Consider the following 16,000-nt stretch of genomic DNA (forward strand, 5'->3'; position numbering starts at 1 on the left):
TAATAAGCAGTTTATTGAGGAATTATGCTCGTAGGCCTAGTATCCAGACTGCCTATGGTAGCGCCTATGGCGTGGCTTGGTAAGTAGAGGCCGCTGTCGGGCAGATAGGTTGGTCACAAAGCAGACGAAAACACAGCTTAGTTCCTATAAAAGTGCATAAGCTGTGATGTTCAAGACGGCCCCAAGCGATTTGCTTCTTCGCTGCCGCCTTGAAACCTATTGATTATAGACCATATAACTATCAGAAATAGCTCACAAAAGTGGTGTAATCCAGTGGGGTCACTTTCGTCGCTGATTTCAGTTGTGGTGTGCCGAGATAAAGGAAGCCGACTATTTCATCTTGTTCACGGCAGGCAAACCCCTGACGAACCACGTGATGATGGGTCCAGGAGCCGGTACGCCAGATACCATTAAAGCCTTGAGCCAGTGCGGCCATTTGCATCGCTTGTACCGCACAACCGGCGGAAACCACTTGTTCCCAATTGGGCACTTTGGGGTTTTCAGTGACATGAGCAATAACGGTAATAATCAGCGGCGCACGAAACGGCGCTTGTTTTGCTTTTTCCAATACGGCGTCATCAGCACCATCATGTTGCACTGCTTGTTGTAACAATTGACTAAAACGTTCTAGCCCCTCATTTTCAATCAAAATAAAGCGCCATGGCTGCAATGTGCCATGGTCAGGTGCCCGCATGCCCGCATGGATAATATGATCCAATGCCTCACCCGTTGGGGCTGGGGTGGTCAAACGGGACGCCGAACGGCGGTTAAGTAACAGTTCTAACGCATCCATCATTCTCTCCTGATAACGATTTTCATTTTCAGCACGGTAGCATAAGTTGTCGTTTTGTTGCCAGTGTTGACCTTTCGGCTAGGCTTAACAGTGATTTAAAGCTGACATTTGTTCGTCAGGTCATTAGGATAACCGTACTTGCCCGGTTTTGTTGGAGATAACATGCGCACTTTGTGGCGAATTATTGCTGGCTTTTTCAAGTGGACCTGGCGTCTGCTTAATTTCGTCAGGGAATTTATTCTTAATCTGTTCTTAATACTGTTAATTTTAGTCGGTGTGGGTATTTACCTTCAGTTCCAAAGTAAACCAGCAGAACCGGTTAAAGGCGCGCTGCTGGTAAATTTAAGTGGCGTGGTGGTTGATCAGCCCGCGGTAAACAATAAATTACGTCAATTGGGGCGTGAGTTCTTAGGGGCATCCAGTAATCGCCTACAGGAAAACTCGCTGTTTGATATTGTCGAAACTATTCGTCTGGCAAAAACCGATAAAAATATTACCGGTTTGGTGCTGTCACTGAGTGATTTTACCGGTGCCGACCAACCTTCATTGCAATATATAGGTAAAGCGCTGCGGGAATTCCGTGACAGCGGTAAGCCAATCTATGCAATTGGCGATAGCTATAATCAAACCCAATACTATTTAGCCAGCTTTGCTAATAAAATCTATCTATCGCCACAAGGGGCGGTCGATCTGCATGGTTTCGCCAGTAATAACCTCTATTACAAATCGTTGCTGGAAAAACTTAAAGTCACCACTAATATCTTCCGGGTTGGCACCTACAAGTCCGCGGTTGAACCGATGATTCGTGATGATATGTCACCGGCTGCACGTGAAGCAGACAGCCGCTGGATTGGTGGGTTATGGCAAAATTATCTTACTGCTGTTGCTGCCAACCGGCAGTTAACGCCAGAGCAACTGTTCCCAGGTGCCGCGGGTGTTATCAGTGGGTTGCAAGCCGCTGGCGGTTCTCCGGCAAAATATGCGCTGGACAATAAACTGGTGGATACATTAGCGTCACGCCCTGAGGTAGAAACCGAGTTGGTTAAAACCTTTGGTTGGGATAAAAAGAATAACGACTTTAATTACGTCAGTATTTATGACTATCAACCGGTACCTACACCACAGCAGGGCGAGCAGATAGCGGTTATTTTTGCTAACGGCGCCATCATTGATGGTCCGCAAACTCCGGGCAACGTGGGTGGCGACTCGCTGGCAGCACAGATTCGCCAGGCGCGTTTAGATCCAAAAATTAAAGCCGTAATTCTGCGAGTAAATAGCCCTGGGGGCAGTGTCAGCGCCTCTGAGTTGATTCGTTCAGAATTAGCGGCGTTACGCGCAGCCAATAAACCCTTGGTGGTATCGATGGGGGGAATGGCGGCATCGGGTGGGTATTGGATCTCCACACCCGCTAACTATATCGTTGCCAGCCCGAGCACCCTTACCGGCTCGATTGGTATTTTCGGCGTGATTAATACCTTCCAAAATTCACTGGAAAGTATTGGTGTTCATACTGACGGCGTAGCCACGTCGCCATTAGCCGATATTTCGATTACTAAAAACTTGCCGCCTGAGTTTTCGCAGATGATGCAAATTAATATCGAAAATGGCTACAAGACCTTTATTGACCTGGTCGCAACTTCACGTCATAAAACCCCTGAACAAGTGGATCAAATCGCACAGGGCCATGTGTGGCTTGGGATTGATGCTAAAAGTAACGGTCTGGTGGATCAGTTAGGTGACTTTGATGACGCGGTGAAGAAGGTCGCGGAGCTGGCACAACTGAAAACCTGGCAGTTGAATTGGTTTGTTGATGAGCCGAGTCTTAGTGACTTGATTTTCGGCCAAATGAGCGCATCGGTACAGGCCATGTTACCCGCCGCCATTCAGGCTTGGATACCTGCCCCGCTATCTGCTATGGCGCAAGCCGTGAAAGAGCAGCCAAGTTTACTCAGTACATTGAATGACCCGCAGAATCGCTATGCGTTATGCCTAACCTGTGGTGATGTCCGCTAGAAAATTAATCAAAATACTCCGCCCGGCACCCGCCGGGCTTTTTTTCCTCGTCAGTCTCCCTATAATTCACTCATCTTATTCAGTACTACTTTTCAGGCCCTCATGCTTATGCAGAAGAAATCTATTTATGTTGCCTATACTGGCGGTACCATCGGTATGCAGCGCTCGGAACATGGATACATCCCCGTATCCGGCCATCTGCAACGCCAACTTGCGCTGATGCCTGAGTTCCATCGTCCCGAAATGCCTGATTTCACTATCCATGAATATGCGCCATTAATTGACTCCTCAGATATGACACCCGAGGACTGGCAGCATATTGCCAACGATATTGAGCAAAACTACGACTTATACGACGGCTTTGTTATTTTACATGGCACAGACACCATGGCATTTACAGCCTCGGCCCTGTCATTCATGTTAGAAAATCTGGCCAAGCCAGTGATTGTTACCGGCTCTCAGATCCCGTTGGCAGAGTTACGCTCTGATGGGCAAACCAACTTGCTTAACGCCCTCTATCTGGCCGCGAACCACCCAGTGAATGAAGTCAGTCTGTTCTTTAACAACAAATTATTCCGTGGCAATCGCACCACTAAAGCCCATGCTGATGGTTTTGATGCTTTTGCCTCCCCGAATCTGTCAGTACTGCTTGAGGCTGGTATTCATATTCGGCGTATGGTGTCGGTCGAGTCACCAGCCAATAATGGGCCATTGATTGTCCATAACATCACCCCTCAACCGATCGGTGTGGTGACTATTTATCCTGGGATATCCGGCGCGGTGGTGCGCAACTTCCTGTTGCAGCCCGTTAAAGCCCTGATTTTACGTTCTTATGGTGTGGGAAACGCACCACAAAAAGCCGAGTTACTGGATGAGTTAAAAAATGCCAGCGAGCGAGGTATTGTGGTAGTCAATTTGACACAATGTATTTCCGGTAGAGTCAATATGGAAGGCTATGCAACCGGTAATGCATTGGCCCACGCCGGTGTTATCAGTGGCTTTGATATGACGGTCGAGGCCGCACTGACAAAACTACATTATTTATTGAGTCAATCTTTAACCCCTGAAGACATTCGCCGGTTAATGCAACAAAACCTGCGTGGTGAACTCACTGACACTAACTGATCCGGTGGAATATCAATGAATGCGGCACTGCTTTTAATTGATTTACAAAATGACTTTTGTCCGGGAGGGGCGCTGGCTGTTACTGAGGGTGATCAGGTTATTGCCATTGCCAATCAAGCTATTGATGCCTGCCTTAGCAAAAAGATACCTATTATTGCCAGCCAGGATTGGCACCCTGCCGGGCACCGCAGCTTTGCCGTCAATTCAAATGCGGAATCGGGTACCGTAGGTGAGCTGGATGGGTTACCACAAGTTTGGTGGCCAGTGCATTGTGTGCAAAATGAGCCAGGGGCCGCCTTACATCTGCAATTGAAACAACACGCAATTGATGCCACGTTCCGCAAAGGCCAAGATCCTGATATTGATAGCTACAGCGCTTTTTTTGACAATGGTCGGCGAGCAAAAACCCCTTTGGATGAGTGGTTACGGCAGCAAGGGATAGATCGTTTGTTCATTATGGGGCTGGCAACTGATTATTGTGTGAAATATAGCGTCTTGGATGCATTAGCTCTGGGTTATCAAACAACGGTCATCAGTGACGGTTGTCGCGGGGTCAACCTACAACCGCATGACAGTCAACACGCCCTAAATACGATGCATAAAGCAGGGGCAAGCTTACAAACACTGGCACAGTGGCTGGCTGAAATAGATTCAGCAAGCAAATAACTGGCAATAAAAATAGCACCAACGGAGCCTCACCCGGCTCCGTTGATTTTGATAAATCTTGTGGGTAACAGCCCTATTCTGGCTTCAGTTTTACCAATGTTGGCTGGCTGAATTGCTGTTTCAATTCTTGCTTGGTTTTCATCACAATTTGGCCATCAGTGCCAATACTCATATGCTGAGCATCCTCATTGTGACGGGCTTGCCATAGCATTACCATTTGCAGGCTATTCTCTTTCTGCTCAGGTGTCAGTGCCACACCATCCGGCCATTTACCCAACTCAACCGCTTGCATCAAACGTTGATAAATTTCAGGTGTCATCACTGAAATCAGGTCTTCAAGCTCCATCAAAGTATCCTTAGCAAAACGAATAATAAGCTGAATCGATTTTTCAACATGCATAATCGTTGAGTATCAACCGGCAATCTGCTCGCCATTCTGGTCATCAACAAAATTCAATGACGCCGAGTTCACGCAATAGCGCTCGCCCGTAGGCTGCGGCCCATCGGGGAAAACATGGCCTAAGTGAGCATCACAATTACCACAACGAATTTCAACTCGAATCATATTGTGTGAATTATCATCAATATAGCGGATAGAGTCATCTTTGATAGGTTGGTAAAAACTCGGCCAACCACAGCCAGAGTCAAATTTCGACTCTGAGATAAACAAAGGTTGATGACAACACAGACACTCATAGATGCCATCGCGTTTGTTATGCAGCAATTTGCCACTAAACGGGGCTTCTGTCCCGCGCTGCTGGGTGACATGACGCTGAATATCGGACAGTTTCTCAATATCGGGTGTAGAGTTCAGTTCTTTAGCCATTTGTGCGGTTCTCTGGCAGGGAATAAAGTCAACGAAAACAACGTTTAATAATAACAAAAAATTAACAACAAAGCAGTTAAAATTGTCCTAAACTGTATGCCATCAAAGTGACAACCGCATATACCCTTTATACTTGACGCGGCAGGGTTGTTAGCTACGCTCATTCACCCGAATCACTTACTAATGTAAGCTCATCGGGATTCGTTCGCTAGCTGCCTACCTGCAACGCCAATCATTTTGGGTATAAATGCGATAAAAATCGCAAATATTACCGATTCTCACTTTAAACTGAATAATTCGCCCCAATATAAAAATGAGGCTAATCGTATCTGGAAACGCGTGATTAATGTTCGATCTAACGTCGTTGGTTTGATTTGTAGCAATAATTGACACGATTCCGCTTGACGCTCGGCAAGGTTTTTGTAATTTTACAACCAACCTTTTATTCACTAACAAATAGCTGGTGGAATATATGACTATCAAAGTAGGTATCAACGGTTTTGGCCGTATCGGTCGCATTGTTTTCCGTGCTGCTCAGGAACGTTCTGACATCGAAATCGTTGCAATCAACGACCTGTTGGACGCTGAATACATGGCGTACATGCTGAAATACGACTCTACCCACGGTCGTTTCGACGGTACTGTAGAAGTAAAAGACGGCCACTTGGTTGTTAACGGTAAAACCATCCGTGTTACCGCAGAGAGAGATCCGGCTAACCTGAAGTGGAACGAAGTTAACGTTGACGTTGTTGCTGAAGCAACTGGCCTGTTCCTGACCGACGAAACAGCACGTAAGCACATCGCTGCCGGTGCTAAGAAAGTGGTTCTGACTGGTCCTTCTAAAGATGACACCCCTATGTTTGTTATGGGCGTCAACCACAAAGAATACGCGGGTCAGGAAATCGTTTCTAACGCTTCTTGCACCACTAACTGCCTGGCTCCACTGGCTAAAGTTATCAACGACAAGTTCGGTATCGTTGAAGCGTTGATGACCACTGTGCATGCAACTACTGCAACGCAGAAAACTGTTGATGGCCCGTCTCATAAAGACTGGCGCGGCGGTCGTGGCGCATCCCAGAACATCATCCCTTCTTCTACTGGTGCCGCTAAAGCAGTTGGTAAAGTTATCCCAGCACTGAACGGCAAACTGACAGGTATGGCGTTCCGCGTTCCTACTCCTAACGTTTCAGTTGTTGACCTGACTGCACGTCTGGAAAAACCAGCTTCTTACAAAGAAATCTGTGCTGCTATCAAAGCGGCTTCAGAAGGCGAGCTGAAAGGCGTTCTGGGCTACACCGAAGACGACGTTGTTTCTACCGATTTCAACGGCGAAAAACTGACTTCAGTATTCGATGCTAAAGCCGGTATCGCGCTGAACGACAACTTTGTGAAACTGGTTTCTTGGTACGATAACGAAACTGGCTACTCAAACAAAGTTCTGGACCTGATCTCTCACATCTCCAAGTAATAATGGATTGATGTAGATTTCTGCCAAAAGCCACCTTCGGGTGGCTTTTTTATTTGTAGTTATAATAAATTGCGCAATATCAATGATTCACCACTACGGTGTCGTCCATTTGCTACAAGATTTACAGCCTGTGATATTATCGAGAGTCTGAAATTCAAAGGATCCCTGCTCCCTTTCCCATAAGGCCAAACGAATGAACGAGAAAGTATTCACCCTACCTGTTGTTGAACAAATTTCGCCTTACATCAGCCAACGCCAACTGGATGAATTGCCGGTAGTGGTGGTTTCTCATCCGAAGGTGCGTGCCGCAGTAAGCCTACAAGGCGCTCATTTGCTGGCCTATCAACCTAGCGGTGAGCAACCTATCATTTGGCTGAGCAATAACACGCCGTTTAAAGATGGCGTCGCTATTCGTGGTGGCGTGCCAATCTGTTGGCCTTGGTTTGGTCCATCAGCACAACCTTCTCATGGTTTTGCCCGTCTACTGCCATGGACTCTCAGTGCCCATGATGAAAACGAGAATGGAGTTATCCTGACCTTCACACTGGAAGACAGTGATGAATCCCGTAAATACTGGCCGCATGCCTTCACATTGATTGCCCGCTTCAAGCTAGGTGATGAGTGCGAAATGGAGCTGGAATCACACGGTGATTATCAGGCAGTAGCCGCGCTACATACTTACTTCCAGATTGGCGACATCGACCAGATTAAAGTCAGTGGCCTGGGTGAGAAATACTTCGATAAAGTGCTAAAAATTGCCGATGCCACACAACAAGGCGATTTAGTGTTCAACGGCCAGACTGACCGTATCTACACACAACCCGAAGCCTATAGCTTGATAAAAGATGCGGCGCTCAAACGCACCATTGAAGTACATCATCATCACCAAAGTGATGTAGTGGCATGGAATCCAGGTGCAGAGTTGTCTAGTAGCATGGTTGATATGCCAAACGAGGGTTTTAAAACCATGGTTTGCGTGGAAACAGCGCGAGTGAATAAGCCGTTGGTGGCAACACTTGACGCCCCGGCGCGTCTTGCCATGACCATCCGTAGCCGTAAAAATAGCTAACGTTCCAGATGTCGTTAGGCACAAAAATGGGGCGCTATGCCCCATTTTTTATGGCTCAACATTACCGCGTCATTAATTAGCGGAAAGTATAGGTCACGCCAGTCCACAACACGCCGCTGTAAGATGCATCAACCATTGGGCTATTTTTCACTTCACTGGCCAGGCGCACATAGCGGCCGGTAAAGAACGCATTCCAATTCGGATTGATGTTGTAGTTCACCGACAACTCAAGATATGGCGACCAGCTATCACTTGGGTTGTATTGCGCCAGGCCACTACGGGCAGATTCAGCACCGCTCACGCCATAGTAATAACTGTTTTGATCACCACTGTTCCAGTTAAAACCTACCCCCGGCGTCAGCGTCCAGCTATCGACGTTAAAGCGGTAAAGGTAAGCCAAATCGCCGATAAAACCACCACTATTATCCAGCACATCGCCAGAGAACATAGCGCGCAACGTCCCCCAATCCTCAATATGAGAATATGACATCCCCGCCATCATGGTACTGCGGCGTTTATCCAACTGCTTCATCTGCTGATCATCACTGTCACCTGGCGTAAAGTGCAGCGGTAAGTAATAAGCATCGATTGATAAGCGATTATTGTCATCTTTCCACAGGTAATAACCCGCAGCTAAGGTACGGAAGTAGAAATTATCGCTTTCATAAGAAATGATAGGTACCGGATAGACACGGTCATTCTTACCCCGATAAGGGTCTGGGCTGATTAACGCAGAAGCCCCCAAAGACCAGGTCCCTGCCATTGCCGTCGGCATGCAAACGGCCGTAGCGACTGCTAAAGCAGCCAGTGTTTTTATTTGCTTGGCTTTTAAAGAATGTTTTTTCACGGATTAAATCCCATTGGTAACAAAATAATTAGTTAACTTAGTGTAAATCAATTGGTTGCCCGTGGCGAAATCTTTACACATGTCAGCCAGATATCGATATTGCTTGTATAACTTATCGCCGATAACCAAGAGGCTGACAACCTAAAAATTTACGTAGATTTGATTACAATAAAATATCGAGATATTCAAATAGATAAGTTCAAGCAATCATATACAAAACACTACCAATCTAATAATAAATAGATTTAATTACCAAATAATGGTTATTTATTGTTTGAGGGGTGGCAAATCTGTGGTCTGGCTTAACTTGACCTTTGGAGGAGACACGGCCATAACAATAAGGTAGTAGTTTCAAAATTTTAACCCAATAAAGCGCTACTACTATTTTATGTTCCCAACCATTCAAACAGGACGGGCATCGCTATGAACATATTTGATCACTATCGCCAGCGCTATGAGGCGGCCAAGGACGAAGAGTTCACACTCCAGGAGTTCCTCACAATCTGCCAGCAAGATCGCAGCGCGTATGCTAATGCGGCTGAGCGTCTGCTGATGGCTATTGGTGAGCCAGTCATGGTCGATACCGCGCTTGAGTCCCGCATGTCTCGACTGTTCTCTAATCGGGTTATCGCTCGCTACCCTGCTTTTGAAGAGTTTTATGGCATGGAGGAAGCCATAGAGCAGATCGTTTCCTATCTCAAACACGCCGCCCAAGGGCTGGAAGAGAAGAAACAGATCCTGTATTTGCTGGGTCCCGTGGGTGGTGGTAAGTCATCATTGGCTGAACGACTGAAAGCCCTGATGCAACGGGTGCCTATCTATATTTTAAGTGCTAACGGTGAACGTAGCCCGGTCAATGACCACCCGTTATGTCTGTTCAATCCGCAGGAAGATGCGGCGATTCTGGCCAAAGAATACAGTATCCCAAGCCGCTATCTCGGTACGATTATGTCGCCATGGGCGGCAAAACGCCTGCACGATTTTGGCGGTGATATTACCAAGTTCAAAGTTATCAAGGTCTGGCCTTCTATCCTTGAACAAATTGCGATAGCGAAAACCGAACCCGGTGATGAAAACAACCAGGATATCTCGGCACTGGTCGGTAAAGTTGATATCCGTAAACTTGAAAATCACGCCCAAAACGATCCCGATGCTTATGGTTATTCCGGTGCTTTATGCCGTGCTAACCAGGGGATCATGGAATTCGTCGAGATGTTCAAAGCCCCAATTAAGGTGCTGCACCCACTACTGACCGCGACACAAGAAGGGAACTATAACGGAACCGAGGGGATATCCGCCCTGCCATTCAGCGGTATAATTCTCGCGCACTCTAACGAATCCGAGTGGGTAACATTCCGTAATAACAAGAATAATGAGGCATTCCTTGACCGTGTTTATATTGTCAAAGTGCCTTATTGCCTGCGGGTATCAGAAGAGATCAAGATTTACGACAAACTGTTAAATCACAGTGAGTTGACCCATGCGCCTTGTGCACCTGGCACGCTGGAAACGCTGGCACGCTTCTCGATTCTCTCAAGGATGAAAGAGCCAGAAAACTCCAGTATTTACTCTAAGATGCGGGTGTATGACGGTGAGAGCCTGAAAGATACCGATCCTAAAGCCAAGTCTTATCAGGAATATCGCGACTACGCTGGGGTTGATGAAGGTATGAACGGCCTTTCTACTCGTTTTGCCTTTAAAATCCTCTCCAGAGTATTTAACTTCGACCACGCTGAGGTGGCTGCTAACCCGGTGCACCTGTTCTACGTACTGGAACAGCAGATCGAACGCGAACAATTCCAACAAGATGTTGCGGAGAAATATCTCGAACACCTGAAAGGCTATTTAATCCCGAAATATGCTGAATTTATTGGTAAAGAGATTCAAACCGCCTATCTGGAGTCTTACTCTGAGTATGGTCAGAATATTTTTGACCGTTATGTTATCTACGCCGATTTCTGGATTCAGGATCAAGAGTACCGTGATCCTGACACCGGGCAACTGTTTGACCGTGAATCACTGAATGCTGAACTGGAGAAAATTGAAAAGCCGGCGGGTATCAGCAACCCGAAAGATTTCCGTAATGAAATCGTCAATTTTGTGTTGCGTGCCAGAGCCAATAACAATGGCCGTAATCCAAACTGGACCAGTTACGAGAAGCTGCGCACGGTTATCGAGAAGAAAATGTTCTCTAACACCGAAGAGTTACTGCCGGTTATCTCCTTTAATGCCAAGACCTCAACGGATGAGCAGAAAAAACATGATGATTTTGTCGATCGGATGATGGAGAAAGGCTATACCCGTAAGCAAGTTCGTTTGCTGTGTGAATGGTATCTGCGGGTGAGAAAATCGTCATAACCCATTTACCGATTCACTACGGAATCGTAGGTATAGACCCAATAGATTTCACGTTGTAGTAAGGCGGCAACTGAACGAAGCCCCAGGAGCTTAGTCTACTAAGTGACTGGGGTGAGTGATGGCAGCCAACACAGCTACCGCGTGAAAGATGCAGGGACAGTGACAAAGTCGTTTGGGGGATATATGGGCTACTTTATTGACAGACGACTTAACGGCAAGAATAAGAGCATGGTCAATCGCCAGCGCTTTTTGCGCCGCTATAAGTCGCAAATTAAACAGTCGATTGCCGATGCCATCAATAAAAGATCAGTTACTGATATTGAGAGCGGCGAGTCAGTTTCGATACCTATTGATGATATCAATGAGCCGATGTTCCATCAGGGCCGTGGTGGGTTACGCCACCGGGTACATCCTGGCAATGACCATTTTGTCACCAATGACCGAGTGGAGCGCCCTCAAGGTGGCGGTGGAGGCGGCGGCAGTGGTCAGGGTAATGCCGGTCAGGACGGTGAAGGCGAGGATGAGTTTGTCTTTCAGATTTCCAAAGATGAATACCTCGACTTACTGTTTGAAGACCTTGCGCTGCCCAATCTGAAGAAAAATCAGTATAAGCAGTTGACCGAATTCAAAACCCATCGTGCGGGTTATACCTCGAATGGCGTGCCCGCCAATATCAGCGTGGTGCGCTCACTGCAAAACTCACTGGCGCGTCGTACCGCCATGACAGCCAGTAAGCGCCGTGAGTTACGCGAATTGGAAGAAACGCTGAACGTACTGGAAAACACGGAACCAGCACAATTGCTGGAAGAAGAACGTGTACGTAAAGCCATTGCTGAATTAAAGCAAAAAATCGCGCGGGTTCCGTTTATCGATACCTTCGATTTACGTTATAAGAACTATGAACGGCGTCCTGAGCCATCCAGCCAGGCGGTGATGTTCTGCCTGATGGATGTGTCAGGTTCGATGGATCAGGCCACCAAGGACATGGCAAAGCGCTTCTACATCCTGCTTTATCTGTTCCTGAGCCGTACCTATAAAAACGTTGATGTCGTGTATATCCGTCACCATACTCAAGCGAAAGAAGTTGATGAGCAAGAATTCTTCTATTCGCAGGAAACCGGCGGAACAATTGTCTCCAGTGCCCTGAAATTGATGGAAGAAGTGGTTCAGGAACGTTACGACCCAACGCAGTGGAATATCTATGCAGCCCAAGCCTCAGACGGCGATAACTGGGCCGATGATTCACCACTGTGTCATGAGTTACTGGCCCAAAAGCTCCTGCCAATGGTGCGTTACTATAGCTACATCGAGATAACCCGGCGCGCACACCAGACTCTGTGGCGGGAATATGAAGACTTACAGGCAAAATTTGACAACTTTGCCATGCAACACATCCGAGAACCTGAAGATATCTACCCGGTATTCCGTGAGTTGTTCCACAAACAAACCGTTGATAATTAATACTAAAATTAGCCGGTCAACTTTTTCCATGACAGGAATGGTTTCCCGGCTTTTTCATGGGCTAAAATTGCCACTACGACCTTATTTTCAGAGTTGAATCGATGAAATGGCATGATGGATTACGACAGCCCGGTGTATTAGCCGCATTAAGTGCTGCGGTGCTGTTTGGTGCCGGAACCCCGCTGGCAAAACAGTTACTCAATACGGTCAGTCCATGGCTACTGGCGGGCCTGCTCTATTTTGGCTCAGGTGCCGGTCTGGCGCTCTATCGTCTGCTCACCCAAGCAACAGCCGTGAGCCTACCTCGCAACGAACGGCGGTGGTTTATTGGTGCCATTACGGCTGGAGGGATTGTTGCCCCGGTTCTGCTGATGATAGGGCTAACGGGTATGCCTGCATCTGGCGCATCATTATTGCTTAATGCCGAAGGGGTATTTACCGCCCTACTGGCCTGGTTCGCGTTTAAAGAGAATTTTGACCGTCGCATCGCCCTTGGCATGATAGTGATTGTGGCCGGTGCAGCTATTTTAAGTTGGCCGGGTGAAGCGCGTTTTGCCGGATGGTGGCCAACACTGGCAATTCTGGGTGCTTGCTTTGCCTGGGGGATTGATAACAATCTGACCCGTAAGGTTTCATTGACGGATGCCACCTGGATTGCGTCAGTCAAAGGACTGGTTGCCGGTATCGTCAATCTCGGGCTGGCTTTTGTCCTCGGCGCAACATTGCCACCACTGACAAATCTGGCCGGTGCCCTTCTGGTAGGATTTTTTGCCTATGGCGTGAGTTTGGCACTCTTTGTTATCGGCCTGCGCCATCTTGGCACTGCTCGTACTGGTGCTTATTTCTCTATTGCCCCATTTTTAGGGGCTGTATTGGCCGTTATTATGGGTGACACTGTCACTATACCACTCGTCGTGGCGGGTCTCCTGATGGCTGTAGGGATCGCATTGCATCTCACTGAACAGCATGCCCATCAGCATATCCATGATGAATTGCTGCATGAACATGAACATCACCATGACGCACATCATCAACATGCACATGATTTCCCTGTGACAGTCGGTGTGGCGCATAAGCATCGCCATCAACATCAGCCACTGGCACACTCTCACCCGCATTACCCGGATTCACATCACCGCCACAAGCATTGAGTCGGTATAACTTGCCGCGTTACCCGCGGCTCAGCTATGCAAAGGCTTGGCTATTGGTCTTCGAGTTGGCTAAACCGCAACGCCAGATGATCAAGCACACTGCGAACAGACGGCAGTAATCCCCGCCGTGATGGATATACCGCATGAATAATCTCATGGCGTAATACCCAATCCGGTAATAAGCGAATCAGCGTTCCGGCCATCAGTTGATCTGCCACCATCATAACCGGGAGCTGTACTGCCCCGACACCACTCAGTGCTGCGCTACGAAGCGTTGTCATGTCGGCCGTCACCAATCTGGGCTGGTGATAAATCGCGGCATGCGCGCCCTCTGGTCCGGCTAAATGCCAGATAAATTCTTGGGGCGCGCGGCCCAAGCCAAGACTTGGCCAGCCAGTCAGATCTGCCGGAACATTGACGATACCTTGTCGTGCCACCAAATCCGGGCTGGCCACCAGACACTGACAACGGTTACCCAACACCTTCAACACCAAATCACTGTCTTGCAACGGCGGTGGCCGAACCCGAATGGCAATATCAATGGCTTCAGCAATCGGGTCCACTTGTCGATTGGTCGATTCAAGATAAATCGTCACCAAAGGACAACTGACCATGAAATCCGCCAGCATGGTGCTAACTGTGGCCTGTAATAGCGCCACTGGGCAGGTGATGCGCACCACACCACGGGGTTCTGCCCGTGTTAAGTCAATTGATTCCTGAGCGGCGTTGGCCTCTTCCAGCATCGCTTTACAGTGTTCGTAGTAGGTACGCCCCACCTCGGTAACCGCAAAACGGCGGGTTGAACGCTGAATTAAACGCACGCCCAATCGCTCTTCCAACAATGCCAGCCGTCGGCTCAGTTTTGATTTTGGCAAACCCAATACCCGCGCGGCAGCACTGAATCCACCGTGTTCCACCACTTCTGCGTAATAGTAGAGATCATTAAGATCTTGCATAACCTGCCTCTGTATTACTTGCCAAAGATAACGTCATCATTGTTCTGATAATAGAACAGTGATAACTAATTTTGCTATCTACTGCTTAAATTATCCTAATTATATACTTTATCCAACATGAAGCCCGGCCAGAGGTTGTACCGGGCTGCAATACCTCATTGATGATGTTTGTAAGGAGTTTACGATGAAAAAAGTTCAAGGTATTTATCGCGCACCTCGCCAGCATTGGGTGGGAGATGGTTTTCCGGTTCGCTCACTGTTTTCATATCAAAGCCATGGTAAACAGCTCAGCCCGTTCCTGCTGCTGGACTATGCCGGGCCGATGGATTTTACCCCGACCAAACATCGCCGGGGGGTCGGGCAACACCCGCATCGTGGTTTTGAAACTGTCACCATCGTTTATCACGGCGAAGTTGAACATCGGGACTCCACCGGCAAAGGCGGCGTTATTGGCCCTGGTGACGTGCAGTGGATGACGGCAGGTGGCGGGATTCTGCATGAAGAGTTTCATTCAGATATGTTCGCACAACGTGGCGGTGCCTTTGAAATGGTGCAATTGTGGGTCAATCTGCCCGCAAAAAACAAAATGGCAGATCCTGGTTATCAGGCCATTCGCAGTGAAACTATTCCTCAGGTAGTGCTAGCTGAAGATGCTGGCAGCCTGCGGGTGATAGCCGGTGAGTATGCAGGTAAAAATGGCCCTGCTCAGACATTCTCACCACTAAACGTCTGGGATATACGGCTGAATCAGGGTAAAAGTACGGAATTTTCACTGCCTATTGGCTGGAACACGGCATTAATTGTGTTGCGTGGTACCGTATTGGTCAATGGCGATGCCGTTGCCCGCGATGCCGAAATGGTATTACTGGATGCGGCTGGCAGCAATGTAACTATTGAGGCCAATAATGATGCAGTGCTGTTGCTACTGAGTGGTGAGCCGATTGATGAACCTATTATCGGTCACGGGCCATTTGTGATGAACACTCAGCAGCAGATAATCGAGGCCATCGCTGATTTTAACGGCGGTCGTTTTGGCTCAATGGATACCCACTCATAACCCTTTATCTATCCGCCATTGCCTGACGAGGTTTTTGTCAGGTAATGGCCGGTTACCTTCCAGCAAAGCATCCCACCGTTTAAAAATAGACCTTAGTCGGAAATAGATTGATTGCTGTCACGTGCCAGCAATCAATCCCACATTTAGCTATCTGGATATCGACTAAACTTAATATTACTTATTCCTCTATTTATCACTGGCTGATTAACA

General features: G+C 47.8%; 14 protein-coding genes and 1 pseudogene. 9 read left to right on the top strand and 6 right to left on the bottom strand.

Annotation, left to right across the window (positions count from 1 at the left end; genetic code table 11):
• Positions 1-241: 241 nt before the first annotated feature.
• On the bottom strand, positions 242-793 hold the full coding sequence (locus tag A6J66_006300; protein PNM23845.1) for an NAD(P)H nitroreductase: 552 nt from the start codon (positions 791-793) through the stop codon (positions 242-244).
• 162 nt (positions 794-955) lie between these two features.
• Here A6J66_006300 and A6J66_006305 point away from each other — a divergent pair, with 162 nt between their 5' ends.
• From A6J66_006305 to A6J66_006315, 3 genes are all read left to right on the top strand, one after another.
• Entirely contained in the window at positions 956-2,806 is a 1,851-nt protein-coding gene (locus A6J66_006305; GenBank protein ID PNM23846.1) for a signal peptide peptidase A, read from the top strand.
• Positions 2,807-2,914: 108 nt separating this feature from the next.
• The gene (locus A6J66_006310) at positions 2,915-3,931 is read left to right on the top strand and encodes an L-asparaginase 1 (protein ID PNM23847.1); all 1,017 of its coding nucleotides are present in this window, start codon (positions 2,915-2,917) and stop codon (positions 3,929-3,931) included.
• A 15-nt stretch (positions 3,932-3,946) separates the two neighbouring features.
• The gene (locus A6J66_006315) at positions 3,947-4,597 is read left to right on the top strand and encodes a bifunctional nicotinamidase/pyrazinamidase (protein ID PNM23848.1); all 651 of its coding nucleotides are present in this window, start codon (positions 3,947-3,949) and stop codon (positions 4,595-4,597) included.
• 73 nt (positions 4,598-4,670) lie between these two features.
• Here A6J66_006315 and A6J66_006320 read toward each other — a convergent pair whose 3' ends face one another.
• Positions 4,671-4,943: a DUF1315 domain-containing protein gene (locus tag A6J66_006320; GenBank protein ID PNM26911.1), complete on the bottom strand. Its 273-nt coding sequence runs from the start codon at positions 4,941-4,943 to the stop codon at positions 4,671-4,673.
• Between the two features lie 66 nt (positions 4,944-5,009).
• Positions 5,010-5,423 carry a peptide-methionine (R)-S-oxide reductase gene (gene msrB / locus A6J66_006325; GenBank protein PNM23849.1) on the bottom strand — a complete coding sequence of 138 codons (414 nt, stop codon included), beginning with the start codon at positions 5,421-5,423 and terminating at the stop codon, positions 5,010-5,012.
• A gap of 463 nt (positions 5,424-5,886) precedes the next feature.
• Between msrB and A6J66_006330 the strand changes: the two genes are divergently transcribed.
• Positions 5,887-6,891 carry a glyceraldehyde-3-phosphate dehydrogenase gene (locus A6J66_006330; protein PNM23850.1) on the top strand — a complete coding sequence of 335 codons (1,005 nt, stop codon included), beginning with the start codon at positions 5,887-5,889 and terminating at the stop codon, positions 6,889-6,891.
• Between the two features lie 193 nt (positions 6,892-7,084).
• Positions 7,085-7,960 (top strand): D-hexose-6-phosphate mutarotase, encoded by an 876-nt coding sequence (locus A6J66_006335; GenBank protein ID PNM23851.1) that lies wholly within the window; start codon positions 7,085-7,087, stop codon positions 7,958-7,960.
• Between the two features lie 76 nt (positions 7,961-8,036).
• On the opposite strand, the gene A6J66_006340 is transcribed toward A6J66_006335, so the two are convergent.
• On the bottom strand, positions 8,037-8,807 hold the full coding sequence (locus tag A6J66_006340) for a MipA/OmpV family protein (protein PNM23852.1): 771 nt from the start codon (positions 8,805-8,807) through the stop codon (positions 8,037-8,039).
• 199 nt (positions 8,808-9,006) lie between these two features.
• A pseudogene (locus A6J66_006345) lies at positions 9,007-9,192 on the bottom strand (hypothetical protein).
• 38 nt (positions 9,193-9,230) lie between these two features.
• Here A6J66_006345 and A6J66_006350 point away from each other — a divergent pair.
• The 3 genes from A6J66_006350 (at position 9,231) to A6J66_006360 (ending at position 13,777) form a co-directional block, all read left to right on the top strand.
• Positions 9,231-11,165 carry a PrkA family serine protein kinase gene (locus A6J66_006350; GenBank protein PNM23853.1) on the top strand — a complete coding sequence of 645 codons (1,935 nt, stop codon included), beginning with the start codon at positions 9,231-9,233 and terminating at the stop codon, positions 11,163-11,165.
• Positions 11,166-11,348: 183 nt separating this feature from the next.
• Positions 11,349-12,626, top strand: coding sequence for a hypothetical protein (locus A6J66_006355; protein ID PNM26912.1), 1,278 nt, complete (start codon positions 11,349-11,351; stop codon positions 12,624-12,626).
• Positions 12,627-12,727: 101 nt separating this feature from the next.
• Positions 12,728-13,777: an EamA/RhaT family transporter gene (locus A6J66_006360; protein PNM23854.1), complete on the top strand. Its 1,050-nt coding sequence runs from the start codon at positions 12,728-12,730 to the stop codon at positions 13,775-13,777.
• A 50-nt stretch (positions 13,778-13,827) separates the two neighbouring features.
• Here A6J66_006360 and A6J66_006365 read toward each other — a convergent pair whose 3' ends face one another.
• Positions 13,828-14,733, bottom strand: coding sequence for a LysR family transcriptional regulator (locus tag A6J66_006365; GenBank protein ID PNM23855.1), 906 nt, complete (start codon positions 14,731-14,733; stop codon positions 13,828-13,830).
• Between the two features lie 184 nt (positions 14,734-14,917).
• On the opposite strand from A6J66_006365, the gene A6J66_006370 reads away from it, so the two are divergent.
• Complete coding sequence (locus A6J66_006370; GenBank protein ID PNM23856.1) at positions 14,918-15,790, top strand: pirin family protein; 873 nt, start codon at positions 14,918-14,920, stop codon at positions 15,788-15,790.
• Positions 15,791-16,000: the final 210 nt, after the last annotated feature.

Source organism: Yersinia enterocolitica, from assembly GCA_002082245.2.
Classification (GTDB): Bacteria; Pseudomonadota; Gammaproteobacteria; order Enterobacterales; family Enterobacteriaceae; genus Yersinia; species Yersinia enterocolitica_E.

Bases quoted from the DNA above. Each gene is read 5' to 3' on its own strand.
- A6J66_006300 (PNM23845.1), bottom strand. From the start codon at position 793: ATGGATGCGTTAGAACTGTTACTTAACCGCCGTTCGGCGTCCCGTTTG.
- A6J66_006305 (PNM23846.1), top strand. From the start codon at position 956: ATGCGCACTTTGTGGCGAATTATTGCTGGCTTTTTCAAGTGGACCTGG.
- A6J66_006310 (PNM23847.1), top strand. From the start codon at position 2,915: ATGCAGAAGAAATCTATTTATGTTGCCTATACTGGCGGTACCATCGGT.
- A6J66_006315 (PNM23848.1), top strand. From the start codon at position 3,947: ATGAATGCGGCACTGCTTTTAATTGATTTACAAAATGACTTTTGTCCG.
- A6J66_006320 (PNM26911.1), bottom strand. From the start codon at position 4,943: ATGGAGCTTGAAGACCTGATTTCAGTGATGACACCTGAAATTTATCAA.
- msrB (PNM23849.1), bottom strand. From the start codon at position 5,423: ATGGCTAAAGAACTGAACTCTACACCCGATATTGAGAAACTGTCCGAT.
- A6J66_006335 (PNM23851.1), top strand. From the start codon at position 7,085: ATGAACGAGAAAGTATTCACCCTACCTGTTGTTGAACAAATTTCGCCT.
- A6J66_006350 (PNM23853.1), top strand. From the start codon at position 9,231: ATGAACATATTTGATCACTATCGCCAGCGCTATGAGGCGGCCAAGGAC.
- A6J66_006355 (PNM26912.1), top strand. From the start codon at position 11,349: ATGGGCTACTTTATTGACAGACGACTTAACGGCAAGAATAAGAGCATG.
- A6J66_006360 (PNM23854.1), top strand. From the start codon at position 12,728: ATGAAATGGCATGATGGATTACGACAGCCCGGTGTATTAGCCGCATTA.
- A6J66_006365 (PNM23855.1), bottom strand. From the start codon at position 14,733: ATGCAAGATCTTAATGATCTCTACTATTACGCAGAAGTGGTGGAACAC.
- A6J66_006370 (PNM23856.1), top strand. From the start codon at position 14,918: ATGAAAAAAGTTCAAGGTATTTATCGCGCACCTCGCCAGCATTGGGTG.